Consider the following 26,807-nt stretch of genomic DNA (forward strand, 5'->3'; position numbering starts at 1 on the left):
GAAACCGTTCAAACAGCGCCTGCCAGCCTCCCGGGGAACGCTCCGGCTCCGGCAAAGGAGAAAAAATCCCAAGCCCTGCCGCTGATGATCCAGGGAACCAGCTCCGACGCCGGGAAAAGCGTGATCGCGACAGCGTTTTGCCGCATTTTCGCCCAGGACGGATACCGGACAGCACCGTTCAAATCGCAAAACATGGCGCTCAATTCGTACGTGACCATAGACGGCAAGGAGATCGGACGGGCGCAGGGCGTTCAGGCCGAGGCGGCAGGCATCGCCGCCACGACAGATATGAATCCGATTCTGATCAAGCCAACCCGGGATGCGGAATCCCAGATCGTGGTCAACGGCGAGCCGTACGGCAACATGAAAGCGATGGCCTACCGGACCGAGTTTTACGACCAGGGCTTGCGCGTGATCGAAGACGCTTATCAAAGACTGGCCACATCCTATGACCGGATTGTCATCGAGGGAGCCGGCAGTCCCGCGGAAGTGAACCTCAATGACCGCGAGCTCGTCAACATGCGGGTCGCCCGGCTGGTGAATGCGCCGGTCATTCTCGTCGCCGACATCGAGCGCGGCGGGGTATTCGCCAGTCTCGTCGGAACGCTCCAACTGCTGGAGCCGCAGGATCGCGAGCGGGTGATCGGAGTGATCATCAACCGGTTCCGCGGCGATCTGTCGCTCCTGCAGCCGGGGCTGGACTGGTTTGAACGCTATACAGGCAAGCCGGTGCTCGGCGTCGTTCCGTTTATTCCCGACCTGTGGATCGATGCGGAGGATTCGCTGATTCTGCACCGCTATCAGGGGCAGGCGGAAAAGACGAGGGAGATTGACATCGCGGTCATCCGCTATCCCCGCATCTCGAATTTTACCGACATTGATCCGTTTTTCGTGGAGCCGGATTGCCGCGTCCGCTTTGTCACCCGCACGGAAGAGCTGGGCGAGCCTGACCTGGTCATTTTGCCGGGGAGCAAGAATACACTGGAAGATTTGCTGTTTTTGAGAAAGACCGGGCTGGAGCAGTCGATTCTGGATTTGCACCGGGCTGGACGCAGCTTTTTGGCGGGAATTTGCGGCGGGTACCAGATGCTGGGGAGCGTGATTTACGATCCGGCAGGGGTGGAGTCTCCACTGAAATCAGCAGCCGGCATGGGGCTGATTCCGATGGAAACGACGATGGAGCAGCGCAAAACGACCGTTTTGTCGAGGGGAGTCGCCGCTTTTGCCGGAGAGAAGATCCCTCTGGATGGTTACGAAATTCACATGGGCCGCTCTGTTTTTACCGGACAGGCATCTCCATTTATCCGGTTGGAGGATCGCACGGACGGCTATTGCGATGAGGAGCGCCGTGTGCTTGGCACGTATTTTCACGGGTTGTTTCACAGCGATCCGCTTCGGATGCGCCTGCTCAATGCGCTTCGCAAAAGAAAGGGACTGGCTCCGATCACGGAGCGGCCTTCTTTCGTGGCGTTGAGAGAGCGAGGATTCGATTTGATCGCAGATACCGTCAGGAGCCATGTGCGTCTGGACATCATCGAAGAGCAGATGAGAGCTTTTCAGGGGAGTGAGTGCGTAAATGAACACAGCAGATTGGAAGAACAAGCTGGCACAGGTACAACCGCGAAATGAGGAGGCAGCGCAGCAGGCAAGCAGGCATGTGAACCAACTGACGAAGCCGCTCGGCAGCCTGGGCAGACTGGAGAGCTTGGCTGTGGAGCTGGCTGCGATGACAGGGGAGCCCTTTCCGGCGGTCACTCCGCCCGGCGTCCTTGTGTTTGCCGCCGATCATGGCGTGGCGGCAGAGGGGGTCTCTGCGTATCCGCAGGAAGTGACTGCACAGATGGTAGCCAATTTCGCACACGGAGGGGCAGCCATCAATGTATTTTCCAGGCAGATCGGCGCCCTGCTACACGTCGTCGATGTCGGCGTCGCAGTCGATGTGGATGCTCCCGGCGTTTGGACGAAGAAAGTTCGGCCCGGTACAGCCAGCTTTTTGCGCGAGCGGGCGATGACTCGCGAGGAAGCGGAGCAGTGCGTGCAGATAGGATTTGAAAGCGCCGAGGCGATCATCGACGAGGGGGCAAAGCTGTTGATCGTCGGTGAGATGGGCATCGGCAATACGACCGCCAGCAGCGCTCTGCTCGCTGCCTTGACGGGAGCGGAGCCGGATGAGCTGGTCGGACGCGGAACGGGAGTCTCCGACGAGAAATGGCAAAAGAAAAAAGCGGTGGTGAAAGAAGCGCTTTCCCTGCATCAGCCTGACGCGGGCGATCCGCTCGACGCGCTCTCCAAAGTAGGCGGCCTGGAGATCGGCTCGATGGCCGGAGCCATCCTTTGCGCGGCATCAAGACGAGTCCCGGTCCTGCTTGACGGCTTCATTTCGACCGTCGCTGCCTTGCTCGCCGTTCGCCTCTGCCCGGTTTCTGCCGAGTACCTTTTGGGCGGACATCGCTCACAGGAGCCGGGCCATGCGTTTGCTCTGCAAACACTTGGAAAGGAGCCGCTTGTGGACCTTGGCCTGAGGCTTGGGGAAGGCAGCGGAGCGGCGGTCGCGTTTCCGATCGTCGAGGCGGCGACGCGGATGCTGCGGGAGATGGCTACGTTTGATGAGGCGGGGGTGAGCAGCGAGTGAGCAAGACTGGCCGCGTTTACCTCGTAGGAGCGGGTCCCGGCGACCCGAAGCTGATTACCGTAAAAGGTCTGGAGTGCTTGCAGCAGGCAGATGTGGTGATTTACGACCGGCTGGCAAACCCGGCTCTGTTGGAGCACGCCCCGGACGATGCTGAGCGCATCTACTGCGGCAAGCTTCCGGACAACCACACGATGCGGCAGGAGGCGATCAACGCCTTGCTGGCAGAAAAGGCGCTGGAAGGCAAGACGGTCGTCCGGCTGAAGGGCGGCGATCCGTGCGTATTCGGCAGAGTGGGCGAGGAAGCGGAGCATCTGGCGCAGCTCGGCATTCCGTTCGAGATCGTTCCCGGCGTGACAGCGGGCATTGCTGTTCCGGCTTACGCGGGCATTCCGGTGACACATAGGGAGTACGGATCGTCATTTGCAGTGGTCACCGGGCATTTGCGCGAGGGCAGAGCGGAAACGGCGGAAGCAGAAGACGCACAGGACGCCGTCAGCGACAAGTGGCAGGCGCTGGCGAAAGGCATCGATACCGTAGCCTTTTACATGGGAGTGGGCAATCTCCCGTTCATCCGCAAACAGCTGATCGCCCACGACCGCGCACCGGAAACGCCTGTCGCCGTGATCGCCTGGGGAACGATGCCCGAGCAGACGACTGTGACCGGCACGCTGGCTGACATCGAAGAACGGCTGGCGGCAGGTCCGCATATCTCCAACCCGGCGATTATCCTCGTTGGCGACGTCGTCAACATGCGAGAGAAGATCAACTGGTTTGAGCGGATGGAGTGAGGGATATGCGCCTCTATCCGATGATGGCCAAGCTGCAGGGGAAACGCTGCCTCGTCGTCGGCGGCGGTCAGGTGGCAGAGCGGAAGATCGGCAGTCTGCTCGCTGCCGGAGCGGATGTGGCCGTAGTGAGTCCGTCGTGCTCCCAAGCAGTTGAAGAATGGGCAGGGGCAGGTAGTCTTGTCCTGTTTCGCCGGCCGTTTTCTCCGGAAGACGTACGGGAAGCGGTGATCGTAATTGCGGCGACGAACGATCCGGCTGTCAATCTGGCCGTGTATCAAGCCTGCGGCTCTCACCAATGGGTGAACGTCGTCGACAGGCCGGATTTGTGCAGCTTTACCGTTCCTTCCGTTGTCGAGCGGGGAGATTTGCAGATCGCCATCTCGACAGGCGGGCACAATCCGGGATTGGCCAAGAAGCTGCGCCGGCAGGTGGAGACGCAGTTCGGTCCCGAATACGTGGAATATACGGCGTTTCTTGGAGCGATGCGCAGCCGCGTGCTGGCTCTGTCGCTGGACGAAATGCGCAAGCGCGAGCTCCTCTCGGAATTGCTGGATGATCGCTTCCTGCACTGGACGAGAACAGGAGAGCGGGAGCGAAGGGACCTCGAGGCAGAGAAATTAATCGAACAAACGAGATGGACCGGCGCCTGAATGGCGGCCGGTTTTTTTATTGCAGGGACAGGAAACTTTTTACAGTCCGCTCCGTCTTCTCCAACAAGGGCTAGAAAATCCGCCATATTGTAAAGGAGAGACATTTTCATGAGAAGCCGATTCCTTGGATTTTGTTTGGCGTTCCTGTCGCTTTTCTTTTTGCAAGCATGCTCAGAAAAGAGCGAGGATACAAAGAGCATCTTGTACGAAAACACTACCCATCATTTTACGCTGCAGCTTCCAAAAAGCTGGGAAGGGAAATACGAGGTGACAGAGACGGAAAACCAGATCATCTTTTCCAGCAAAGCAAACCAGCCCGGCGGCATTCTGTGCGAAGTCAGAGTCTGGAGCCAGGAAGAATGGAAGCAGGACGGCGAGGAATTGACGACGGTCATTCACTTGGAGAAAATCGGCGAGACGGATGACAAGGTATACTCGTTCAGCACGCCGACCGATGTGCAATGGATTTTGGGCGATGCCGAGAAGGAGCGGGAATACCAGGCGATGTTTGCCGAGGTGCCGGGGATCAAAGCGTCTTTTCAGATAAAAGAATAGCGGGATGGGGGCGGAAAAAGCGGGCTGTTTTTCAAGCGGCGATGCAAAGTGAGGTACTCATGAATGCCTGCTCGATACGATTTTGGAAGAAGGGGATTCGCTCTACTTTGAGGCGGATACCCCACCGTTTTATCAATATCGGGGACATGCCATTTAGCGATTATCCCGTAAATGAATCTACTAACAGCAGATCAGTCGGGCAGCAGAAGTCGGAGGTACATATAAATCTTCTGAATAGATAGACAAATGAAAGGGGATACCCTATTCTGTACGAAGAATGCGTTTTTGGGGGTAAGCCTATGTCCACGATGACAAATCCGCAGCCGGACGAGGAGGCAGTTAGGCCAGAATCTGCAGCAGCCAGCCCGGAATCAGTGGCGACCAAGCCAGAATTTGCAGCGACGAATCTGGAATCGACGGCAGCCAGTCTAGAAAAGACGGCAGCCAGTCTAGAAAAGACGGAAACCAGTCTGGAAACGACGGCGACCAGTCTGGAAACGACGGAAACCAGTCTGGAAACGACGGCAACCAAGCCGGAATCGGCGGCAGACAGGCCGGAATCGGCGACAGCCAAACGGCGGAAGGCGCTGCGAAAGCTGCTCTGGTTTGCCTTGTCTGTCCTCGCTTTTGTCCTCGTCTATTTTGGACTCGAAGCATACATGGACTATGGGGCTCGGGTCACCCTTGCGATTACGCTGGCCGTCATCGTGCTCTGGGTGCTGGAGCCGATCCCTTTTTCGATGACCGCCGTGCTGGTTCTGTTTTTGCTGCCGATCTCGGGAGCGGTTTCCACGGATTTGATCCTGTCTGGCTTTGCATCGCCTGCTATCTTTCTTATCGTTGCAGGCATGATGATTGCGAGCGGGGTCGAACAGACTCCGCTGGGCAAGCGGCTGGCGTATCAGCTGCTCTACTGGTTTGGCGAGAAAAAAGGAGGCGTGCTCGCCGGGATCATCCTCGTTCCCCAGGTCATGGCCTTTTTCATTCCCGCCGCTGCCGTGCGTACGGCGATGCTGCTGCCCATCGTTTTTTCCATCACGTCGATTCTCGGCGTAAAAGCGGGGGATGTCCGCGGAAAAAAGCTGATGATGGGCGTCGTGATCGGCTGCGGAATAAGCGGAACGGCTGTCCTGCCGGCAGCTCTTGGAAACGTGATTACGGTCGATTTGATCAACACCTATCTGCAGACACACGTGACCTATACGGACTGGCTCGTGCTCGCTTTGCCGATGTGGCTGATCATGATCCCGGCATCCTGGTGGGTGCTGTATCGCTCTTTTCCCGTGAAAGAGCCGATGCCCAGCGGATTGAAGGAAAAGATGAAAGAGTTGATCGCGGAGCTGGGACCGGTCAGCTCCAGGGAAAAACGGCTGATGGGCATCCTCGCAGGGGTCTGCGTCTTGTGGGCGCTGGAAGGCGTTCACGGGTGGCCTCCGGTCATTCCCGCCTTGATCGGAGCTGTTCTGATGGCGTGGCCGGGGATCAAGGTGGCGGACTGGGAGAAGATTCTCGATGTCAAATTTGCTCCGCTGGTGATGCTTGGCGTCACGCTGTCGCTGGGAAGGGCGCTGTACGAGACAGGTGTGACAGGTTACTTGTCCAAATGGATGGAATCCGATTTGACGCTGTACCTCTTTTCCAATCCCGCGCTGGCAGTGCTGACAGTGGCTGTGCTGACACAACTGATCCACAAGGTGACGTCAAATGTATCCACGGCGGTGATCGCCACCGTGCCTGTTGTGATGGCGTTGGCGGCCCACTCCCCCGATTCTCCGGCGCTGCTGCTCGCCTTTGTTGCCGGGCTTACCAGTCTGTACGGATTTATTCTGGTTGTCGAGACGATTCCGGGCGTGATGGTGCACGGGACAGGGTGGGTGACGCAGCAGGATTTCTTTGTACCCGGCTTTTGGCTGACACTCGTAACGACGGGCCTAACATTCCTGATGGCGCTGACCTGGTGGAAATGGCTCGGGTATTATTAGTTCAGATAGTCATAGTCACGGTAATTGCAAAAAAAGAGCGACTGATCTGCCGGCTGTTTTTTGGCGCCCTGCTGGCATCCAGTCGCTTTTTTGTCATGTTTTCCATTTGCTAGACAAGAAGAGGACCCTTCTCTCCGCTCCGAATCCCTGCTCCATGCCGGTTTCGCCGTGACCAAAATGACCAAAAAGAACAATAAGAACACAATATTTATAATGATTCCAAAATTTACTACAATATTTTTGGTAAACGCTTTCATGGCGGAAGGAAAAAGAGTAGGGGGTATTCTTATGAAAAAAAGATGGAAGGCTGCACTGGCAGGCTGTCTGTCTGTGCTGATGCTGACGGCTGCGGGCTGCGGCGGCGCAAAGACACAGGATGCATCGGCGTATACACCGGAAAAACCGTTGATCATCAAGTTTTCTCACGTTACGACGGCTGACAGCCCGAAAGGCAAGGCTGCTACCAGATTCGCCGAGCTGATGGCGGAAAAGACGGGCGGAAAAGTGAAGGTCGAGGTGTATCCGTCCTCCCAGCTCTACGGCGACAAGGACGAGATGGAAGCGCTGCAGGCGGGGAACGTTCATATCATCGCACCTTCCGCGACGAAGCTGGTCGGCTTCAATCCGGCTTTCCAAATCGTCGACATGCCGTTCCTGTTTAAAAACCACGACTCGGTGATCAAGTTCTGGGACGGAGAGCTGGGCAAAAAGCTGCTGGGCTCGCTGGAGAGCAAAAACATGCTGGGCCTGGCCATGTGGGAAAACGGGTTTAAGGTGTTTACCGCAAACAAGCCGCTGGCAAAGCCTGAGGACTTCAAAGGCCTGAAATTCCGGACGCAGGCAGGAAAGGTACTGGAAGCGCAGTTTAAAGCGCTCGGTTCCGGTGCAGCAACCATTCCTTTCGGTGAAACCTATACCGCCCTGCAGCAGGGAACCGTTGACGGCCAGGAAAACACCTGGAACAACATCGACACGCAAAAATACGTGGAAGTGCAGAAACATCTGCTCGTCTCCAACCACGGACGCCTCGACTACATCGTCCTGACAAACAAAAAATGGTACAGCGAGCTGCCGGAAGAGTTCCGCAAGGCGTTTGACGAATCCATGGCCGAAGCGACAAAATACGAGCGCGAGCTGGCTGTGCAGCTGGATAAAGAATCGGAGAACAACCTGAGAAACTCCGGCATGACGGTTGTCGAGCTGAGCGAGTCCGAGCGCGAGGCATTCGTAAAGCTGATGGAGCCGGTTTACAGCGAGTTTGCCGAGACGGTCGGAAAAGAGATCATCGACGGAGCCAGAAAGCTGTAATTCAGGGGAAAATGGAAAGCCAGGAAAGGCACCTGCCTAAAGGGAGCAAGGTGCCTTTCTCTTCCAACCAATGACCGGGGGAGGTAGATACAATGTCAAAATGGCGGGAGCGATATGCCACTTTCGAGGATTACCTTGCAGGGACACTGATTGTCATCGGTGTATCGCTGATCTTTTACGGAGTAGTTTGCCGGTATGTGTTTAACAGTCCCAAAGCGTGGATCGATGAAATCTCCACCTACTTTGTTGTCTGGGGAGCCTTGACAGGGTTTGCTGTCGCGCTCCGGGACGGCCATCACATCCAGGTCGACATTGTGTACGACCGCGTTTCTCCAGCCTTGCGAAAGGCGTTTGACGTGTTTTCAAATGCGCTTGGTGCCCTCTTTTGCCTTTGTTTTATCTTTTTTGGAGGAAAGCTGCTTTCGCTGTACTGGGTCACGCAGCAGCAATCGACTGACGTCGGAATTTATCTGTGGATCGTCTATCTCGTCATTCCGTTGAGCGGACTGATGCTCGGCTATCGCTTCGTGGAAAAACTCTTGGCCAGTCTGAAAAAAGAGGTGAAGATTGAGTGGAATGGATAGTATTTATCCTCTTTTTCCTGCTCCTGCTGCTGAGGGTGCCGGTCGCGATTGCCCTTGTTTTTTCCGCTTCGCTGGCGCTGCTGGACAGCGGCTTTAATCTGGATGTTCTGCCCCAGAAGATGTTCTCGGCACTGAATGTGGCGACTCTGATGGCGATTCCCGGGTTTATCCTGGCCGGGGTGCTGATGTCGCGCGGGGGGATTTCAAAAGCGTTGATCGATGCGCTGCGGGCATGGGTAGGCCATTATTCCGGCGGCTTGTCCGTCGTGACGATCCTGGCGTGCGCAGTGTTTGCCGCGATTTCCGGCTCCAGCCCGGCGACAGCTGCCGCCATCGGGGCGATCATGATCCCCGGGATGGTGGCAGCAGGCTACAGCAAGCGGTATTCGATGGGCCTCGTTGCCGCAGCCGGAACGCTTGGCATATTGATTCCGCCGTCGATTCCGCTGATCGTCTACGGGACTGTAGCGGAGGAATCGATCGGAAAGCTGTTTATGGCCGGTTTTGTGCCCGGACTGTTTTTGACTTTAGTACTGGTCATTGCCGCAATCATTTACGCGAAGGTGAAAAATTTTGGCCGTCTCCCCAAAGCGAGCTGGGAGGAGCGGATCAAGCTGAGCATAAGGGCGCTGCCTGCCGCCTTCCTGCCCTTTTTGATTCTCGGCACGATCTACATGGGCGTGGCCACTCCGACGGAAGCCTCTGTTGTCGCGTGTGTCTACTCCCTGATCATGGCGGTGTTCGTCTACCGCCAGATTTCCTGGAAGGACACGCAAGCCATCCTGCGGGAAACGGTGAATACGAGCGCGATGATCTTTTTCATCATCGCGGGCGCTACCGTGTTTGGCCTGTACCTGACCAACGCCCAGGTGCCGCAGGATATTGCGGCATGGATCATGGAGGGCGACGTCAACAAGTGGACATTCTTGATTGCATGCAACATCCTGTTCTTTATCATGGGGATGTTCCTTGAGCCGACATCGATTATTTTGATTACGCTGCCGATCTTCCTGCCGATCCTGCAGTTGCTTGGCATCGACGTCATTCATTTTGCCATTATCATGACGGTAAACATGGAGCTTGGCATGATCACGCCGCCGGTCGGACTCAACCTGTTCGTGGTGAGCGGCATCACCAGGGAAAAGCTCGAGGAAGTGGTAAAGGGCGTTATGCCTTTCATTGCCCTGATGGTGCTGGTACTGGTCATCATTATCATTTGGCCGTCCCTGTCGCTGTGGCTGCCGGTCCAGATGGCGAACTGAAGCTCTTGTCAAAAAAAGGAGAATCGAAGAGAGAGAACGAGAAAAACAGTCCCCAAGCGATGAGATGCTGCATCTTTCTCTCCCAGCAGAAAAAAGGGTGTTTGCTCACAAATCTCCTGTCTGCTATTCTTTAAAGCAAATCAAACATGCAAGCATTGTTTTCTAGGGTTCCGCAGCGAATCGCTGGTCTGGTCCGAGAGAAAACACACAGCGCTTCGCTGTGACACGGAGGGACAAAAGCCCGGGAGTATCGTTATGAATTGACGATATGCCCGGTTTTTTTTGTTTGCGCAAGGTCCGAGCGCTGAAAGCTGCATGTGAGGAGGGGAAGATGAGTGAATCGAGAGTGGACAAAGGTATTTTTTGCGGCATTTTTTGAGGTATTCTGGGTGATTGGCTTGAAGCATGCGTACAACGCCTGGACGTGGCTGGGAACGGCCGTCGCCATCTACATCAGCTTTTACATGATGATCATGGCGGGGAAAAAGCTGCCCGTAGGGACGGTTTACGCCGTGTTCGTCGGATTGGGTACAGCAGGCACCGTGTTTGCCGAGATCGCCTTCTTTGGCGAGCCGTTTAAGTGGGCAAAGATATTGCTGATTTTGCTGCTGCTGGCCGGTGTCGTAGGACTCAAGCTGGTCACCGATGACAAAAAGCGGCAACAGGAAGGAGCTGAGTCCTGATGGCATGGGTTTTTCTTGTATTGGCAGGCATCTTTGAAATGATCGGGGTGGCCATGATCAATAAAATGCACCGCGACCGAAATTGGCTGTCTACCGTCTACATGCTTCTCGGGTTTGGCGCCAGCTTTCTGTTTTTGTCTCTGGCCATGAAGACGTTGCCGATGGGGACTGCGTACGCAGTTTGGACCGGCATCGGAGCATCGGGCGGGGCCATCCTGGGCATGCTCCTTTATGGGGAGTCGAAAGACTGGCGGCGCATCCTGTTCATTTGCATGGTGCTGGGGGCCGCAATTGGACTCAAGGCGATTTCGTAAATCGCTGACAGCCTCAATCTCATCCACAAACACGGATACAGACAGTCACGACGGCGGATTGACGGTCAAGGCAAGATTTTTCAGACAAACAGCATCGACAAAATTCCGCATATTCCCTATAATGAACGGAAAAGACAGTCCCTATTTTGTAGGAGATGGTGACGATTTATTACGTACTTTCTTTCTTGATTTCATTTGTGATCGTGTACTTGTTGATTCCGCCGCTGGGGAAATTGGCTTTCCGGCTCGATTTTGTGGACAAGCCGCGAAAGGATGTCGAGCGAAAAATTCATCGGGAGCCGATCCCGCTTACGGCCAGCTACGCGATTTATATCGGGTTTGCCGTGCCTTATGTGCTGTTTTCGGACGAAACCTTGGTTCAGACGATTGCCGTACTCGCGGGCGGCCTGCTGCTTCTGATCATTGGAACGGTTGACGATTGGTACAAGACGCAGGGCAAAGACTTCTCTGCTTTGCCAAAGCTGATTGTCCAGCTGTCAGCGGCTGTGCTTGTCTACGCGTCCGGCATTGCCTTTACAGGATTTTACAATCCGCTCAGTGGTGAGTACGTGCTGCTTCCGGTTTGGTTACAGTTTATTTTGACCATCCTCTGGATTTTTGGGGTGACGACGGTCATCAACTTCTCGGACGGCATGGATGGACTCGCCGGAGGGCTTTCCGCCATATCGGCCGGAACGCTGTTTATTGTGGCTCTGGTAAAAGGACAAAACACCTCCGCCATCATGGCTATCGTTCTGGTCGGAGTGGCAGTCGCCTACCTGCGCTACAACAAGCCGCCAGCCAAGGTGTTTATGGGGGATGCGGGAGCGACGTTTCTCGGGTTTATCCTCGGGGTCATCGCTTTGGATGGAGCCTTTAAGCAGGCGACGGTCCTCTCCTTGTTTATCCCGATCCTGGCGCTGGGAGTGCCGATTTTTGACAATCTGTTCGTGGTCACCAAGCGTTTTTTGCAAGGCAAGCCGATTTATCAAGCGGATGCCAGTCAGGCGCATTACCGCTTGCTGCGGACAGGGATGAATCAAAAACAGGTAGTGGCCTTTCTTTGCCTGATCAGTGTTTGCTTCAGCTTGACATCGATCATATTGCTGCTGCTGCAGGTATAAAAGCGCGGCGCTCGCAACGGACGGGGAGCAGAATCATGCAGACGATTCTGCTCTTTGTTTTGTTATGAGATGGCCATCAACAATTTTTAATAGAAGAACATTGACATTGGTTCCCATCCGTGATAACTTACTCATGTGACAAAAAATTCAAATTTTTGGAAAGGGGGCGTCAAGCCATGATGATCATTCGCGTACGCAGAAGAGCAGCTGCACACAACTTCATCATGCTTGATGTGACCTCCTCGTTTAACTGGAGAGAGAAGTAGCTTCTTTGTCCTTTCCGTTTGTTATGCGCAGGTCACGGCCTATCGTGGCGTGCGCTTTTCTCGTTTTTTGACAAAGCACATTGCGGTGGCGTGGTGTGCTTTTTTTGTTTTTTGACTCAGGACCAAAGAGAGGGGAGTGAAAAGCATGATCACGGTTATGCAAAAGCTCGGATGGTTTTTCAAGCAGGAATGGGAACGGTATACGCTTGCCATTTCACTGCTCGTGATCACCAGCATTCTGGAGGTGGTTCCGCCCATGCTGGTGGGCAAGTCGATTGACTCAATTCAGCTCGGGATGCTGACGTGGGCGGGGGTGACGCAAACGCTGCTGCTGCTCCTGGGCATTACCATCGTTACGTACTGGATGAACTACGTTTGGTTTTACAAGCTGTTCGGAGGAGCGTTTACCATTGAGCGGCTCATGCGTTCGCGGCTGATGCGGCACTTTTTGAAGATGACGCCCACTTTTTTTGAACGAAATCGAACGGGCGACCTGATGGCCCGCGCCACGAACGATCTGCAGGCAGTAGCGCAAACGGCCGGCATCGGGATTTTGACTTTGTTCGATTCCACCATTTGGATGGCGACGCTGCTCGTGACGATGGTCGCGTTCATTTCCTGGAAGCTGACGCTCGCTGCGATCCTGCCGCTGCCCATTATGGCGGTTTTGATCAGAATGTACGGCAAATGGATTCACTCGCGGTTTACGGCCGCTCAAAATGCGTTCGGCGAGATGAACGATGGTGTGCTGGAGACGATTTCCGGCATCCGGGTGATTCGTGCATATGTCCAGGAGAGGGCGGCGGAGCGGCATTTTGCCGACGTCACAGGGGATGTTCTCCAGAAGAACCTGGCCGTCATCCGCATTGATGCGCTGTTTGAACCGACGATCAAAATACTGGTCGGCGTCAGCTACATGATCGGACTTGGCTACGGGGCACATCTCGTGTTTCATAATGAGCTGACAATCGGCGGGCTCGTCTCCTTCAACGTCTATCTGGGGATGCTGATCTGGCCGATGTTCGCGATCGGCGAATTGATCAACATCATGCAGCGGGGAAATGCCTCTCTCGACCGGGTAAACGAGACACTCAGCTACCAGCCTGATGTTCCCGAACCGACAGAGACGATACCGCTCGAAGCGCCCGGACAGATTGCCTTTCACAACGTAACATTTCGTTATCCGACCTCGACTGTCGACAATTTGCAGCAGATCAGCTTCACGCTGGAGAGAGGGCAAACGCTGGGGATTGTCGGGCGAACAGGAAGCGGCAAAACCACGCTGGTCAAGCAGCTGCTGCGCGAATATCCGCCTGGAGAAGGCAGCATCACGATCTCCGGGGTTCCGCTGGAGAAAATCGATATGGACCAGCTGAAATCATGGTACGGCTACGTGCCCCAAGAGCAGTTTCTGTTCTCGAGATCCGTAAAAAACAATATTTTGCTGGGCAACAGCGATGCGAGCGAGGAGGAGTTTGCCCATGCCCTGGCTGCTTCCGCCTTCCAAAAGGATTTGCAGTACCTGCCTAAAGGGGTGGAAACACTGGTCGGAGAAAAAGGCGTAGCGCTTTCCGGCGGCCAGAAACAGCGCGTTTCGATTGCGCGGGCGCTCATTTCCGACCCGCACATCCTCATTCTGGACGATGCGATGTCGGCTGTCGACGGGCGCACAGAGGCGGAAATCATCGCCAATATCCGCAAGGCTCGCGCAGGCAAAACCACGCTGATTACAACACACCGGTTCTCGGCCGTACAGCATGCAGACCGCATTTTGGTACTGGATGAAGGACGTGTCATCGAGGAAGGAACACATGATCAGCTCATGGCGATGGGCGGCTGGTACAAGGAACAGTTCACACGCCAGCAGGTAGAAGAAAAACTGACAGGGAGCAGGTGAGGGAGATGGATGCGGAACTGTATGATTTGGAGATAGACCGGACCCCGGGCAATGTGGCCAAAACGGGCAAGCGGCTCGTTCGCTATGCGCTGCTTTTTAAATGGCAGCTGCTCGCCGCGCTGCTGATGCTCGCCGTGGCGGTGGGAACAGATCTGGCAGGCCCCTTGATCGCCAAGCGGATGATCGATGTGCACATCTCCGGAATTGAGCAGCCCTGGTATGTGACAGAGCAGCAAGGTCCGTATGCGGTATCCTACGGCGGCAAGCTGTACAAACGCGCCGACCACTTTTCCGAGGGAGAGCCCCGCGGTGCGGAAGCAAGGGTGCTTCAGGTGCAGCAGGATTATTACTTTGTCGGCGAACCCGTGCTGCTTGACGGCGAAAGGACCATTACGCCGGAAGGGCAGCTCGCGATCACGAAGGGAACGGAAACCCGGACTTACGCGGCACAAAAGCTGGAAACGGGGGAGCTTTACCCGTTTTTTCAACCGGAAATGAGCGGTCTGATCCAGTTGTGCGTGTTCTACTTTGGCCTGCTGATCATTTCCGCTGCTTTCAGCTATGGCGAACGATACCTGCTTCAGGCTACCGCGAACCGGATTATCAGAAAAATGCGGATGGACGTGTTTGCCCACATCAACAAGCTGCCGATTCACTACTTCGACAATTTGCCGGCAGGAAAGGTCGTATCGCGGATTACAAACGACACCGAATCAACTCGCGATCTGTACGTTACCGTATTGGCCAACTTCTTCTCCGGTATCATTTATATGGTCGGGGTATTCGCCGCCTTGTTCATGCTAAACAGCCAGCTTGCGGCCATTTGCCTGTTTATGGTTCCCCTTCTGGGCGTCTGGATCTACGTGTATCGTCGGTTCGCCAAGCGGTTCAACCAGGTGATTCGGGCGACCGTCAGCGAAATCAATGGAATGATCAACGAGACGATCCAGGGCATCACCGTCATCAAGGCGTTTCGCACCGAGAAAAAGACGCAGCAGGATTTTGAAACGTACAATCTGAGGCATTTTACGTACAAAAGCAAGCTTCTCAGCCTCAATGCGATGACCGGTCACAATCTGGTCGGAGTCATTCGGAATATCGCCTTTATCGCCCTGATCTGGTATTTTGGCGGCATTTCCATCTCGGGGGTGGAAGGCGTCATTTCGCTCGGCGTGCTGTACGCCTTCGTCGATTACCTGAACCGGCTGTTCCAGCCCGTCGTACGCATCGTCAATCAGCTGCCGAATCTGGAGACGGCGCTAGTGTCTGCAGAGCGGGTATTCGTCCTGCTTGACGAGCAAGGGGAGGAAGTGTCGGATCAGAAAATCGAGCGATACAAAGGACACGTCAAGTTTGAGGACGTATGGTTTGCCTACAAGGACGACGAGTACGTTCTCAAAGACATTGCATTCGAAGCGAAGCCCGGACAGACCGTGGCGCTCGTCGGCCATACAGGTTCGGGGAAAAGCTCCATCCTCAATCTGCTGTTCCGCTTTTATGACGTGCAGCGCGGCCGGATCACGATAGACGGGGTCGATATTAAGGACGTCCCTCGCCAAACCTTGCGCGATCACATGGGAATCGTTTTGCAGGACCCGTTCCTGTTCACGGGCACGATCGCATCCAATGTCTCGCTCGGAGACGATTCGATTTCCAGGGAACAGGTGGAAAAGGTGTTGGCTGAAGTCGGCGGAGAGCGGGTATTGAAGCATTTGCCCAAAGGAATTGACGAGCCGGTGATCGAAAAGGGAAGCACCTTGTCGGCGGGGCAGCGGCAGCTGATCTCCTTTGCCCGGGCACTTGCCTTTAACCCGGCGATTCTCATACTGGATGAAGCCACCTCCAACATCGACACGGAGACGGAAGCGATAATCCAGGATGCGCTCGAAGTGGTGAAAAAGGGCCGGACGACGTTTATCATCGCGCATCGGCTCTCGACGATCAAAAACGCTGATCTGATTCTCGTATTGGACCGAGGCGAAATCGTCGAGCGGGGTGACCACGATACCCTGATGCAGCTTGGGGGCAAGTATTATCAGATGTATCAGCTTCAGCAGGGGGAGCAGGAGTTGACTGCGGTGGAGGCAGGCTCGCTGTCACCGCGAACCGTATAGCGACGCAATCGGCAAAGGACCGGACAATAAGCTGCCCGGTCCTTTGCCTGTTTTTGCGCATGAGAAGACTACCCGCAGTTCCGCAATAAGATGCGGGAACCAACCGTTTTGCTGCTCGCAAGGAGCAGTTCAGACTGCGATAATGACAGCGCTTTCGATTCTTGATTCCATAAATTGGGAATTACTTCAGGAAAGCGCTTGCCCTCTTTTCTGGCGATGCGGCGTCTTTTTGGTTTCGCATGCAGCTCTTCCAGCTCTTTCATAATGGCAGGGCCGATGACCGGAGCGAAAGCATCGTAGACCGACTTCATCGCCGCTTGCCATACCTCCGTTTCTTCCGCTGTCAGCTTGTGGATCTCCAGCGGCATTTTCTGGAGCTGGTTCCACTGCTGCTCGTTGATGGCGAGAGCTTGCTGGTTGCTGTACGCGGTCGTTTCCTTCAAGGCCTCCTGGATGATGGTTTGCGTTTCCGGCGGGAGATCTTCCCAAAACTGCTTGTTCATGATGACGGCATAGCCGAGATAGCCGTGATTGCTCAGCGTCATGTACCGCTGGACCTGATACAGTCTCCTCGTATAAATATTGGAGATCGTGTTTTCCTGGCCGTCCACCTGGCCGCTGGCGAGCTTTTGATACACGTCTGTAAACGGGGCCCCGTACCCTTTCGCCCCAAGCGCCTGAAACTGGGCTTCCAGCACCTTGCTCTGGATGATCCGGAAACGCTGTCCTTTGAAATCCTCCGGCCTGCGGATCGGCCGATTGCTCGTCATCTGCTTGAAGCCGTTGTTCCAGAAGGCCATTCCTTTCATGTCGAAAGGCTCCAGGCTTTCAAACAGCAGTCTTCCGATTTCCCCGTTGAAGGCCTCCTCCACATCCGTCTCGTCCCGAAAGGCAAATGGCAGATCGAGAACCGACCACTCGGGAATTTTGTCGGCAAGATTGGAAAAGGCGGGGGCGATCATCTGGATGTCGCCGTTTCGCAGGGCATCGTATTCCGTAATGTCGGAGTACAGGATGCCGTTTGGAAAGACCTGCACCTCGATACGTCCGTTGGATTTTTCTTTGACGAGCTGCGAAAAGCGCTCGACAGCGAGCCCCTTTGGCGTGTTTTCCGCGACAACGTGACTGAATTTGATAATCAGCCGATCCTGCAAGCCCTCCTGCTCCTCGTCATAGGCCAGTGGAGAAAAAGGCAGGTCGGTGCGAAACCCGATCAGGATCGCGCTCAAAAATCCGAGAACGACGACCAACGTAATGCTGAGAAATGATTTCATGAATGACACCTGCTTACTTTTTTGGTTGCCAATGCTTTTTCGATTTCAACCTCTCTTTTCTCGAGGACGTATGCGGCGGATACGATATAATGGTAACAGGTAACCCCATGGGAAAGGAAGAACCTCACTGTTTAAACAATTAAAAATTAAGGGAAAAATCACTCTTCTATCGGTCGGAATCGTTTTGTTCTCTCTGCTGATCGGCGGCATTATTCTTCTTGGAAGCATTATCCGCATGACGGAAAGTGAGCTGGGACAGCGCTTGATGACGACGGCCCGGACCGTGGCCCAAATCCAGTCCATCCAGAAAAGCATACAGGAGCCGGACGGCTGGAAAACCATTAATCCCGCCGTCCGCCGTATCCGGATCGTCAATGACGTCACCTATATCGTCGTATTGAACATGGACCGCATCCGCTTCTCTGACCCTCTGGAATCGAGGATCGGCACGGTTTTTCAGGACAAGCATGCGGAAGCTGCCTTTGCCGAGCACAGCTACCTGCAGAAGGTCGGGGGAGAAATGGGAACGGCCTTGCGGGCATATGTCCCGCTGATGGATTCGCAGCATCAGCAGGTCGGCGTCGTGATCGTCGGACATGTATTGCCCGGCATTTGGGAGATCATTTACCAACAGCGGGAGAACATCGTCATCACATTTCTCCTCTCGTTGTTTTTCGGGATTTGGGGATCGTATCTGCTCGCCCGCCACATCAAAAAACAGATGCTCAATCTGGAGCCCGAGGAAATCTCCCGCATCCTCGTCGAGCGGACCGCCGCGTTTCACGCCATGCGCGAAGGCGTGGTTGCGATCGACATTCAGGAGCGCATCACGATCTGCAATGACAAAGCCAAGCAAATTTTTCATATCGAGGGAGATGTGCTGGGCAAGCCGATTCGCAAAGTGATCCGCGATACAGCCCTGCCGGAGGTACTGGAGAAAAGGCAGAACTTTTTTGATCACGAGCTTCACGTCGGCAACGCTCTCTTGTGGTCCAACCGGTTTATGATCAAAGTGGACGAAAAGGTAGTCGGAGCGATGGCGATCTTTCAGGATAGAACGGAAGTCGCCCGGATGGCGGAGGAGCTGACCGGGGTCAGGGAATTTGTCGAGGCCCTCCGTGTTCAAAATCACGAGCATATGAACAGGCTGCATACGATCGCGGGACTGCTGCAGCTAGGACAGCAGGAGAAAGCGCTGGAGTACCTGTTTGACATGAATGTCCAGCAGGAGGAGCTGACCTCCTTTTTAAGCGCGCGCATTGCGGACGACAACGTAGCAGGTCTTTTGATGGGAAAAGTAAGCAGGGGCAAGGAGCTGGGGATACGCGTCGTCATCGACAGGCGGAGCCACCTGGAGAGCTTTCCGCCCTATTTGGATCATCATAATTTCGTCTTGATTCTGGGAAATCTGATCGAAAACGCCTTTGATGCCCTGGAGCAGTCCGACAGGGAACACAAAGAGGTGTTCATCAGCATTGCGCAAGACGAGGAATCGTGCTCGCTGCTGGTCGATGACAACGGAATCGGGATGGACCATGACGTGCAGCAGCACATGCTGGAGCGGGGCTTTTCCAGCAAGCAAACGGAACATCGCGGATTGGGGCTGTACCTGGTCGATCAAATCGTAAAAAAAGGACGGGGCGAGCTGAGCTGCCAATCCCAGCCAGGTGAAGGGACGAGCTTTTTGATCACGTTCCCGATGAAGGAGGTGTAGCATAGAATGGAGAATCAAACGGCCATTCGCGTAGTAGTCATCGAGGACGACCCGATGGTGCAGGAGGTAAACCGGCAATTTATCGAGCGCGTTTCACCGTTCAAGGTCGAGGGGGTTGCCTCCAACGGGGTCGAAGGGGTGCAACTGGTCCAGGAACTGAATCCAGACCTCGTCATTATGGATGTATTCATGCCCGTCCAGGACGGCGTACGGACTCTTCAGGAGCTGCGGGCGTCCAATCAGGCGGTGGATGTGATTGTCATTACAGCGGCCAAGGACAAGCCGACCATTCAGACGATGCTCAGGAGCGGCGTTGTGGATTACATAATCAAGCCTTTTACATTTGAGCGGATCAAGCAGGCATTGGAAAGCTACCGCTTGTATCGCAAGCAGTTGGAGGCGGACGGTACGGTCTCGCAGGAGGAAGTCGATCAGCTGCTGTTCCGGACAAGTATCGAGGGACGGAGTACAGACGCCGTGTCTGGAGTGGAGGGCGTTTCTTCTGGCGAAGCCTTTAGGGAAAAAGACCTGCCCAAAGGGTTGCACATGGATACATTGGAGAGAATCGCCCGTCAGCTTAGGGCCAACAAGACGCCGCTGTCTGCCGAAGAGGTGGCGGAGCGGGTAGGCATTGCCCGGGTGACGGCGAGGCGCTATCTGGAATTCCTGGAGAAGTCCGGACGCGTCAAAAGAGATGTGTCTTACGGCGGAGTAGGCCGGCCGACGAACCGCTACGTTTTGGCAGAGGCCGGGCAGAAGGCCTGAGCGAAACGAAGGAGAGTGTCAAACACCAATGATCGATTACAAAGATGTGCTGGGCTCGCTGTTCGACATCGTCCATATTACGGACGCGGAAGGAAAAACCTTGTACTGCTCCGAACGCTACGGGGAGTTTTTCGGGATCGATCCAGCCGAGATGATCGGCAAGCCAATCGAAGACTTTTACCGGCAGGGGTATTTTAATCCGATGATCACGATGAGAGTGATTCGGGAGCGAAAAAAGGTTCATACGATTCAGACTACACAGCAAAAACGCAAGCTGTATGTGGTCGGGACGCCCATCTTCGACCGTCAGGGGTGCCTGCTTGGCGTCGTGAATACCTCCACAGACATTACCGATCAGGAAAAGCTGCAGCAGGAATTGGAGGAAAACAAATATCTGGGCACCCTGTACCATATGGAAATCGCCAAACAGAACAGGCTGGCCGGCGGCGAAAACGGCCTGGTGTACAGAAGTCCGAGCATGCGGCAGGTGGCCTCTATGGCGGACAAGCTGTCACAGGTAGACTCCTCGGTCATCCTGCTCGGCGAATCCGGAGTGGGAAAAGGCGTTTTGGCAAAGTATATACATGAGCGCAGTCCGAGAAAAGACAGGCCTTTTGTTCACATCAACTGCGGCGCGATACCCGAGAGCCTGCTGGAATCAGAGCTGTTCGGCTACGAGAAGGGGGCTTTTACAGGGGCTGACAAGGACGGCAAGGCAGGGTTGATTGAGAAAGCAGACGGGGGCACGCTCTTTTTGGATGAGATCGGGGAGCTGCCGTTCAATCTTCAGGTGAAGCTGTTGAATGTCCTGCAGGAAAAAACGATCACCCCGATAGGCGGCACCAGCCCGAAAAAGGTTGACATCAAGCTGATCACAGCGACGAATAAAAACCTGAAGCAAATGGTGGATGAAGGGAAATTTCGCGAGGATCTGTATTACCGCATTCACGTCGTTCCGCTGGAAATACCGCCGCTGCGGGAGAGAAGAGAGGAAATTCCCGTATTGGTTCACTACTTTCTCAACCTGTTCGCCGACAAGTACGGTCTTCACCGCAAGCTCAGCGATCAGTGCCATCAGATCCTGGAGGAGTATGACTGGCCGGGGAATGTCCGCGAGCTTGAGAACGTGATGGAGCGGCTGGTCGTTACTTCTCACGATGTGCTGATCATGCCGGATCAAATTCCGCAATATATTTGTGAGGCAGCCAAAGGAGCGGGAAAAGGCATCAAGGTCGAGCGGATGCTTTCGATGCAGGAGGCGATCGAAGAAGTGGAAAAGCAGTTGCTGCAGCGTGCATACGACGTCCACAAGACGACCACCAAGGTGGCGAAAGCACTGGGGATCAGTCAGCCGAGCGCGAGCAGAAAACTGCGGAAGCACGCGATTCTTCCCTGAATCGATCCATGCAAATATGCATACCTGTCTGCTTTTCTTTTTTGCTTTATTGTGCCAAAGTCTATTCGATTGTGAATAATAGGGGAGTCGTTGGAAGCGCCGATGATCCTGGTACAGTTTTTGCAATATTTCAACACGAAAAAGCAGGAGGTATGTGATCTTGAGACGGCGAGCTTCGTTTCGACTCAGTTCCTTGCTTGTGCTGGCAGTATGTTTGGCCGGTTGCATGGGCAGCAGCAGCTCTGCACCGGCCGGGAGTCAGGCGCCGGGGGCGGCAGGCTCAGCTCAGCCATCGGTGCCCACCGGCGAATCGGCTTCTGCTGTGAATGAAACAATTTCTTCTGATAGTGAAATTGTTTTCGCCACCGGTGATTTGCAGGTACTCAGGATGAACATGGAGGAGCCGGCTACGCTCGACCCGACGTTTGCCGAGGACACTGTCTCCGGTGCTGTCATCCGCGCCATCTTTGACGGCCTGACAAGGCTGGATGAAGCGGGAAACCCGATCAATTCCATCGCGTCGGACATGAAGGTCTCGGATGATAAAACGACGTATACGTTTGCCTTGCGGGATGCGACGTGGAGCAACGGCGATCCGGTTACAGCCCATGACTTTGAGTTTGCCTGGAAGCACGCCCTGGACCCGAAGACAGGCTCGCAGGCAGCGTATCAGTTTTACAGCTTGAAAAACGCCCAGGCGTTTGCGGCAGGGAAGGCTGCGCGAGACGATGTGGGCGTGAAGGCGCTGGATGACAAAACCTTGCAGGTTGTGCTGGAGCACCCGATGCCCTTCTTTCCGACACTGGTCTCCTTTTTGATGCCGATCAATAAAAACGTGGCAGAATCAAACCCGGACTGGGCCAAGGACCCGAAAACACTGGTCGGGAACGGCCCGTTCAAGCTTGATACGTGGGAGCACAAGAACAAGCTGGTCCTCGTCAAGAATGACACCTATTGGGAGCGTGACGTCGTCAAGCTGGAGCGAATCGAATTCTCGATGATTTCCGATGCCAATACGGAGCTTGCCATGTTTGAGAACGGCGATTTGGACTGGGCAGGCGGGCCGATCAGCAGCTTGCCTGTGGATGCCGTGGAGCCGCTGCGTCGGGAGGGGAAGCTCGTCGCCAAACCGAAAGCGACGTCGTACTATATCCGCTTCAACGCCGAACGGCCGCCCTTTACCAATGCGAAGATACGCAAAGCGTTTGCCTATGCCATCAACCGAAAGGAAATCGCTGACAACATCGGGCAGGCAGGCCAGACGCCCTTGATGGGCATCACGCCGATCACCGCTTCGCTAAAGCCGGATGGTTTTTTCGCAGACAACCAGCCGGAGGAGGCGCGAAGACTGTTGGCCGAAGGGATGAAGGAGCTGGGCATCTCCAGGCTGCCAAGGATCAGCTACCTGTACAATACCAATGATCGCAACAGGGCGATTGCCGAAGCCCTGCAAGCTGTCTGGAAAAAGCAGCTGGGCGTGGATGTGAAGCTGGTGAACAAGGAAACGAAGGTATACCTCGACGACCAGGAGCAGGGCAATTTTGAGATTGCCCGCTCCAGTTGGACGGCTGACTACAATGATCCGGTCAATTTCCTGCAAAAATTTATCGAGAAGTACAGCTCCAGCAACATTACCCGCTGGCACAATCCGGTCTACACCGAGCTGATCAAAAAGTCGTATCGGGAGACAGCCGAGCAAAAACGAAGGCAAATCCTGCTGGAGGCCGAGGCGCTCCTGATGGAGGAGATGCCGCTGACCGGCATTTTCAGCGACGTCAATGCCTGGGTTCAGAGCGAAAAGGTAAAAGGGGTCCGCGTCGATCCGCTGAGCAAAATCGATTTCAAATGGGCCTATAAAGAATAGAATGCAAGACTCGCGCACGAGAAATTGTGGTATGGCCAAAAGCAGCAGTAGCAAAGCTTCGCATTGGAAGCGCGAAGCGGATGTCGTCTGCTGAAGCTGGCTCTATCCTCCCGGCGCGTGTCCATACTGAGAGGAGAAAACGGGATGAGAAAAGGAAAAGCACTGCAGGTCGGAGATACGATCGGGCTCACGGCACCGTCCAGTCCTGCCACCCCGGAGGTTTTGGCCAAGGCGCAGTCCGATCTGGAGGCGTTGGGGTTTCAGGTGAAAGTGGGCGAGAGCTGCCGTCAAACATACGGAGGCTATCTCGCAGGGCACCCACAGCTTCGCGCAGAGGAGATCAACTGCATGTTCGCCGATCCGGAGGTAGATGCGATCATGTGCCTGCGGGGCGGATACGGTACGCCGCAGCTTTTGCCCCTGCTTGACTACGATTGTATCGCTGCCAACCCCAAGCTGTTTATCGGCTACAGCGACATCACGGCCCTGCACACCGTGTTTATGCAGGAAGCGGGTCTTGCCACCCTGCACGGCCCGATGGCCTCTGCGGGAATTGCCAGCGAGCTGGACCCGTGGTCGCGCGATTATTTGCTCCGGGCGATGACCTGTCCCGATCCGCTAGGCGAGATCATCAATCCCGAGGGAGAGGAGATCAGTTGTCTGGTCGGCGGCGCGGCTTGCGGTCCGATCGTGGGCGGCAATCTTTCGCTGGTCGCAGCTTTGGCCGGTACGCCTTATCAATTGGACACGAGGGGCAAGCTGCTGTTTCTGGAGGACGTGGACGAAGAGCCGTACCGTATCGACAGAATGCTGATGCAATTGGCGCTTGCCGGAACCTTCGAGGATTGCGCCGGAATCATTATCGGTACGTGGGAAAACTGCGTTCCGAAAAAACGGGATGGCTTTTCCGTTCTCGATGTCTTCAAAAATATCGTCGTGCCTTATCGGAAGCCGACGATCTGGAATTTACAGGCCGGGCACGGCGCTTGCAATATCGCTTTGCCATTCGGCGTGCAGGCGCGATTGGATGCGGATGCGTGCAAACTGGTGATCGAAGAGGCTGTGACGAGATGACACTTGATCACCCATTCTGGAAGGTATAATCATTTGCTCGGGGCGGGAGACTACTAGTTGTCTGTAGATGTTTTCCTGAAGTGTAGACACTATCCACTACCCCGAAAGGATGAATGACAAATGAGCAACACCCTGCACGGCATTTTAAACAAGCAGATCGCCAACTGGTCCGTTCTGTACATAAAGCTGCACCATTATCACTGGTTCGTGAACGGGCCGCACTTCTTTACGCTCCACGCCAAATTTGAAGAGCTGTACAACGAAGCAGCCGGCTATGTGGACGAGCTGGCGGAGCGCCTCCTGGCAATCGGCGGAAAGCCCGTCTCGACGATGAAAGCCTGTCTGGAGGCGGCCAGCCTCGAGGAGGGCAAAGGGGGCGAGTCCGCCGAGCAAATGGTGCAAGCTGTAGTCGCCGACTTCCAAACAGTCATCCGCGAGCTGGAGGAAGGCATGTCTGTGGCAGAAAAGGAAAATGACGAAGCCACCTCGGATATGCTTCTGGAAATAAGTTCCAGCCTGCAAAAGCATGTATGGATGCTCCAGGCGTTTCTCGGCAAATAGGAAACAAATGCAGGTATTCAAAACACGAACCGTATAACGCCAACAATACGATTGACCTAGCAGCCCGTCAGCCTACAAACGGCGGCGGGTTTTTCCCTTTCTCAGCAAGTCTTGCCAATCATGCTTTCACGCAATTCGGCAATCTTTACTGGGAACCATTGACCCTCAAGAAAAAAGCGAAATAAGCGAATGAAACCAGCTGCTGTAGAGATGAAAACGGGAGAAAATGCAAAGGTCTTTGGGACACATCCCAGGCACCAGGCCAAATACGGAACACTCCTTCAGCGTCCAACCTGATTTGCCTCCTGACTCATCCGCTTTTGGCCTGGTGCCGGACAGTGCTGCCTCCAAGCAGTGTCCTACCGAACCTGAAGCATTTTCTCCCGTTTTCATCTCTTCCACAAAAGCCTGTCCAACCGCCATTTTCTCCCAAGCAACATAGTTCCGCCAATCCGAACCGGCAAGCCAAAGTGCAAACGGATTGTTCCCAAGAGAAGACACAGGTGTTACACTATGGAAGGAATAAACGAGGAATAAACGGCAAGACAGCATACCGAACGAAGAAAGGATGTACAACTCCGATGGCATCGCCTTATGTTACGTTCAGTCGCGAGCAGTGGAGAGGACTGCGGGCATCCACGCCGCTGACCATTTCCGATGAAGAACTGGCCTGTTTGCAGGGGTTGAATGAAAAACTGTCCCTGACGGAAGTGGCAGACATCTATCTACCGCTTTCCCGGCTGCTAAATCTGCATGTAGGAGCCACACAGGAGCTGTATCAGGCCACACATACATTTCTGGGGAATCTGGAAAAGAAAGTGCCGTTTATCATCGGCATCGCCGGCAGTGTTGCAGTAGGCAAGAGTACAACAGCCCGAATTTTGCAAACGCTTTTATCCCGTTGGCCCAATCACCCCAAGGTGGATTTGGTGACGACCGACGGTTTTCTCTATCCGAACCGCATTTTGGAAGAGCGCGGATTGATGAAGCGCAAGGGATTTCCCGAAAGCTACAACACCCGTCGTCTCGTTTCTTTTTTGTCTGACGTCAAATCGGGAGTTTCCGAAGTGGCTGCTCCTGTTTACTCCCATCTGGTCTATGACATCGTGCCGGACGAATGGCAGATCGTGCGGGAGCCGGATATTTTGATCGTCGAAGGACTGAACGTTTTGCAAACCCCGCTCGATGAAAATCAGCGGAGGCTGACGGAGGTATTCGTCTCCGATTTCTTTGACTTTTCCATTTACGTGGATGCGCAGGAGGACTTGATCAAGAAGTGGTACATTGACCGCTTCAAGCTGCTTCGCCAGACGGCTTTCTCCGACCCCGCATCGTATTTTAAACGCTACGCCAGCTTGTCCGATACGGAAGCTACCCAGGTTGCGACCAGCATTTGGAATGAGATCAACGGTATCAACCTACGGAAAAATATTTTGCCGACTCGCGGACGTGCCCGCCTCATCCTGGAAAAGGGAGAGGATCATATGATACAAAAAGTGAAGTTGAGAAGGCTGTAATCTCCCGGTAGGAGTGGTTGCGAATGCAAATCGTGAGCGCCTGTTTGATCGGCTGTAAATGCCGCTATGATCAAGGGGCATGCCTGGATGAAACGATTGAAAATCTGTTGAAGGAAGGCAAAGCGATTCCTGTTTGCCCGGAGCAGATGGGCGGTTTGCCTACGCCCCGTCCGCCGGCCGAGATCATTGGGGGAGACGGGTTTGACGTCTGGGAGGGCCGCGCCAAGGTTGTCGATAATACGGGCCGAGATGTCACGGAGGAATTCAAGTCTGGAGCTCTGCAGGCGCTGCAGCTCGCCCGGACGGCAGGAGCAGTGTCGGCAATCCTGAAGGAAAACAGTCCATCCTGCGGCAGTTCAAACGTGTACGATGGTACGTTTACCGGACGGAAAAAAGCAGGCGTAGGGGTAACAGCAGCACTGCTTATAAAAAACGGGATTGACGTTCGCTCTGAAATGAGCCGTTCCGAATAAAGAACCGGAT

The 26,807-nt window shown here is 54.7% G+C and carries 23 protein-coding genes and 1 riboswitch; of the genes, 22 read left to right on the top strand and 1 reads right to left on the bottom strand.

The genetic code is table 11. The annotated features are described in order from the left end of the window. Positions 1 to 84 precede the first annotated feature (84 nt). From NST96_RS07405 to NST96_RS07470, 14 genes are all read left to right on the top strand, one after another. A complete protein-coding gene (locus NST96_RS07405) occupies positions 85 to 1,629 on the top strand; it encodes a cobyric acid synthase (protein ID WP_228006889.1) in 1,545 nt (514 codons plus the stop codon). Further along, a complete protein-coding gene (gene cobT / locus NST96_RS07410; RefSeq protein ID WP_051567343.1) occupies positions 1,577 to 2,632 on the top strand; it encodes a nicotinate-nucleotide--dimethylbenzimidazole phosphoribosyltransferase in 1,056 nt (351 codons plus the stop codon). The genes NST96_RS07405 and cobT overlap by 53 nt, the downstream gene beginning before the upstream one ends. After that, positions 2,629 to 3,420 (top strand): uroporphyrinogen-III C-methyltransferase, encoded by a 792-nt coding sequence (cobA, locus tag NST96_RS07415; RefSeq protein WP_342405892.1) that lies wholly within the window; start codon positions 2,629 to 2,631, stop codon positions 3,418 to 3,420. The genes cobT and cobA overlap by 4 nt, the downstream gene beginning before the upstream one ends. A 5-nt stretch (positions 3,421 to 3,425) precedes the next feature. After that, positions 3,426 to 4,070 carry a bifunctional precorrin-2 dehydrogenase/sirohydrochlorin ferrochelatase gene (locus NST96_RS07420; protein ID WP_024983467.1) on the top strand — a complete coding sequence of 215 codons (645 nt, stop codon included), beginning with the start codon at positions 3,426 to 3,428 and terminating at the stop codon, positions 4,068 to 4,070. Between the two features lie 108 nt (positions 4,071 to 4,178). Further along, entirely contained in the window at positions 4,179 to 4,625 is a 447-nt protein-coding gene (locus NST96_RS07425; RefSeq protein ID WP_003388098.1) for a hypothetical protein, read from the top strand. Between the two features lie 299 nt (positions 4,626 to 4,924). Continuing rightward, positions 4,925 to 6,607 carry a DASS family sodium-coupled anion symporter gene (locus NST96_RS07430; protein ID WP_342405896.1) on the top strand — a complete coding sequence of 561 codons (1,683 nt, stop codon included), beginning with the start codon at positions 4,925 to 4,927 and terminating at the stop codon, positions 6,605 to 6,607. A gap of 288 nt (positions 6,608 to 6,895) precedes the next feature. Then, positions 6,896 to 7,915: a TRAP transporter substrate-binding protein gene (locus NST96_RS07435; protein WP_003388096.1), complete on the top strand. Its 1,020-nt coding sequence runs from the start codon at positions 6,896 to 6,898 to the stop codon at positions 7,913 to 7,915. 92 nt (positions 7,916 to 8,007) lie between these two features. Further along, a complete protein-coding gene (locus NST96_RS07440; protein WP_003388095.1) occupies positions 8,008 to 8,499 on the top strand; it encodes a TRAP transporter small permease in 492 nt (163 codons plus the stop codon). Next, the gene (locus NST96_RS07445; RefSeq protein WP_003388093.1) at positions 8,487 to 9,761 is read left to right on the top strand and encodes a TRAP transporter large permease subunit; all 1,275 of its coding nucleotides are present in this window, start codon (positions 8,487 to 8,489) and stop codon (positions 9,759 to 9,761) included. Before NST96_RS07440 ends, NST96_RS07445 begins: the two co-directional genes overlap by 13 nt. 151 nt (positions 9,762 to 9,912) lie before the next feature. Continuing rightward, positions 9,913 to 10,011: riboswitch (guanidine-I (ykkC/yxkD leader) on the top strand. 85 nt (positions 10,012 to 10,096) lie between these two features. Then, entirely contained in the window at positions 10,097 to 10,444 is a 348-nt protein-coding gene (locus NST96_RS07450) for an SMR family transporter (protein ID WP_003388091.1), read from the top strand. Then, positions 10,444 to 10,758 (top strand): multidrug efflux SMR transporter, encoded by a 315-nt coding sequence (locus NST96_RS07455; protein ID WP_003388089.1) that lies wholly within the window; start codon positions 10,444 to 10,446, stop codon positions 10,756 to 10,758. Before NST96_RS07450 ends, NST96_RS07455 begins: the two co-directional genes overlap by 1 nt. A 155-nt stretch (positions 10,759 to 10,913) precedes the next feature. Beyond that, positions 10,914 to 11,882 (top strand): MraY family glycosyltransferase, encoded by a 969-nt coding sequence (locus tag NST96_RS07460; protein ID WP_024983124.1) that lies wholly within the window; start codon positions 10,914 to 10,916, stop codon positions 11,880 to 11,882. Positions 11,883 to 12,293: 411 nt separating this feature from the next. Continuing rightward, positions 12,294 to 14,045, top strand: coding sequence for an ABC transporter transmembrane domain-containing protein (locus tag NST96_RS07465; RefSeq protein WP_243014669.1), 1,752 nt, complete (start codon positions 12,294 to 12,296; stop codon positions 14,043 to 14,045). A gap of 5 nt (positions 14,046 to 14,050) precedes the next feature. Then, positions 14,051 to 16,159 (top strand): ABC transporter ATP-binding protein, encoded by a 2,109-nt coding sequence (locus tag NST96_RS07470; protein ID WP_243014670.1) that lies wholly within the window; start codon positions 14,051 to 14,053, stop codon positions 16,157 to 16,159. A gap of 68 nt (positions 16,160 to 16,227) precedes the next feature. Here NST96_RS07470 and NST96_RS07475 read toward each other — a convergent pair whose 3' ends face one another. Next, positions 16,228 to 17,433, bottom strand: a complete 1,206-nt coding sequence (locus tag NST96_RS07475) for a TRAP transporter substrate-binding protein (RefSeq protein WP_039071202.1) — start codon at positions 17,431 to 17,433, stop codon at positions 16,228 to 16,230. 235 nt (positions 17,434 to 17,668) lie between these two features. On the opposite strand from NST96_RS07475, the gene NST96_RS07480 reads away from it, so the two are divergent. From NST96_RS07480 to NST96_RS07515, 8 genes are all read left to right on the top strand, one after another. After that, positions 17,669 to 19,147, top strand: a complete 1,479-nt coding sequence (locus NST96_RS07480) for a sensor histidine kinase (RefSeq protein ID WP_003388083.1) — start codon at positions 17,669 to 17,671, stop codon at positions 19,145 to 19,147. 6 nt (positions 19,148 to 19,153) lie between these two features. Continuing rightward, positions 19,154 to 19,912, top strand: coding sequence for a response regulator (locus tag NST96_RS07485; RefSeq protein WP_003388082.1), 759 nt, complete (start codon positions 19,154 to 19,156; stop codon positions 19,910 to 19,912). A 28-nt stretch (positions 19,913 to 19,940) separates the two neighbouring features. After that, positions 19,941 to 21,308: a sigma 54-interacting transcriptional regulator gene (locus tag NST96_RS07490; RefSeq protein WP_342405905.1), complete on the top strand. Its 1,368-nt coding sequence runs from the start codon at positions 19,941 to 19,943 to the stop codon at positions 21,306 to 21,308. Positions 21,309 to 21,534: 226 nt separating this feature from the next. Beyond that, positions 21,535 to 23,172 carry a peptide ABC transporter substrate-binding protein gene (locus NST96_RS07495; RefSeq protein WP_327925772.1) on the top strand — a complete coding sequence of 546 codons (1,638 nt, stop codon included), beginning with the start codon at positions 21,535 to 21,537 and terminating at the stop codon, positions 23,170 to 23,172. A 144-nt stretch (positions 23,173 to 23,316) separates the two neighbouring features. Continuing rightward, positions 23,317 to 24,246, top strand: a complete 930-nt coding sequence (locus NST96_RS07500; RefSeq protein WP_039071199.1) for an LD-carboxypeptidase — start codon at positions 23,317 to 23,319, stop codon at positions 24,244 to 24,246. A 120-nt stretch (positions 24,247 to 24,366) separates the two neighbouring features. Then, the gene (locus NST96_RS07505) at positions 24,367 to 24,807 is read left to right on the top strand and encodes a Dps family protein (RefSeq protein ID WP_024983133.1); all 441 of its coding nucleotides are present in this window, start codon (positions 24,367 to 24,369) and stop codon (positions 24,805 to 24,807) included. A gap of 581 nt (positions 24,808 to 25,388) precedes the next feature. Further along, positions 25,389 to 26,324, top strand: a complete 936-nt coding sequence (coaA, locus tag NST96_RS07510; protein ID WP_003388075.1) for a type I pantothenate kinase — start codon at positions 25,389 to 25,391, stop codon at positions 26,322 to 26,324. A 23-nt stretch (positions 26,325 to 26,347) separates the two neighbouring features. Then, on the top strand, positions 26,348 to 26,797 hold the full coding sequence (locus NST96_RS07515) for a DUF523 domain-containing protein (protein ID WP_039071197.1): 450 nt from the start codon (positions 26,348 to 26,350) through the stop codon (positions 26,795 to 26,797). The last annotated feature ends 10 nt before the right edge of the window (positions 26,798 to 26,807 follow it).

The organism is Brevibacillus sp. FSL K6-2834 (assembly GCF_038592925.1).
Lineage (GTDB): Bacteria > Bacillota > Bacilli > Brevibacillales > Brevibacillaceae > Brevibacillus > Brevibacillus borstelensis.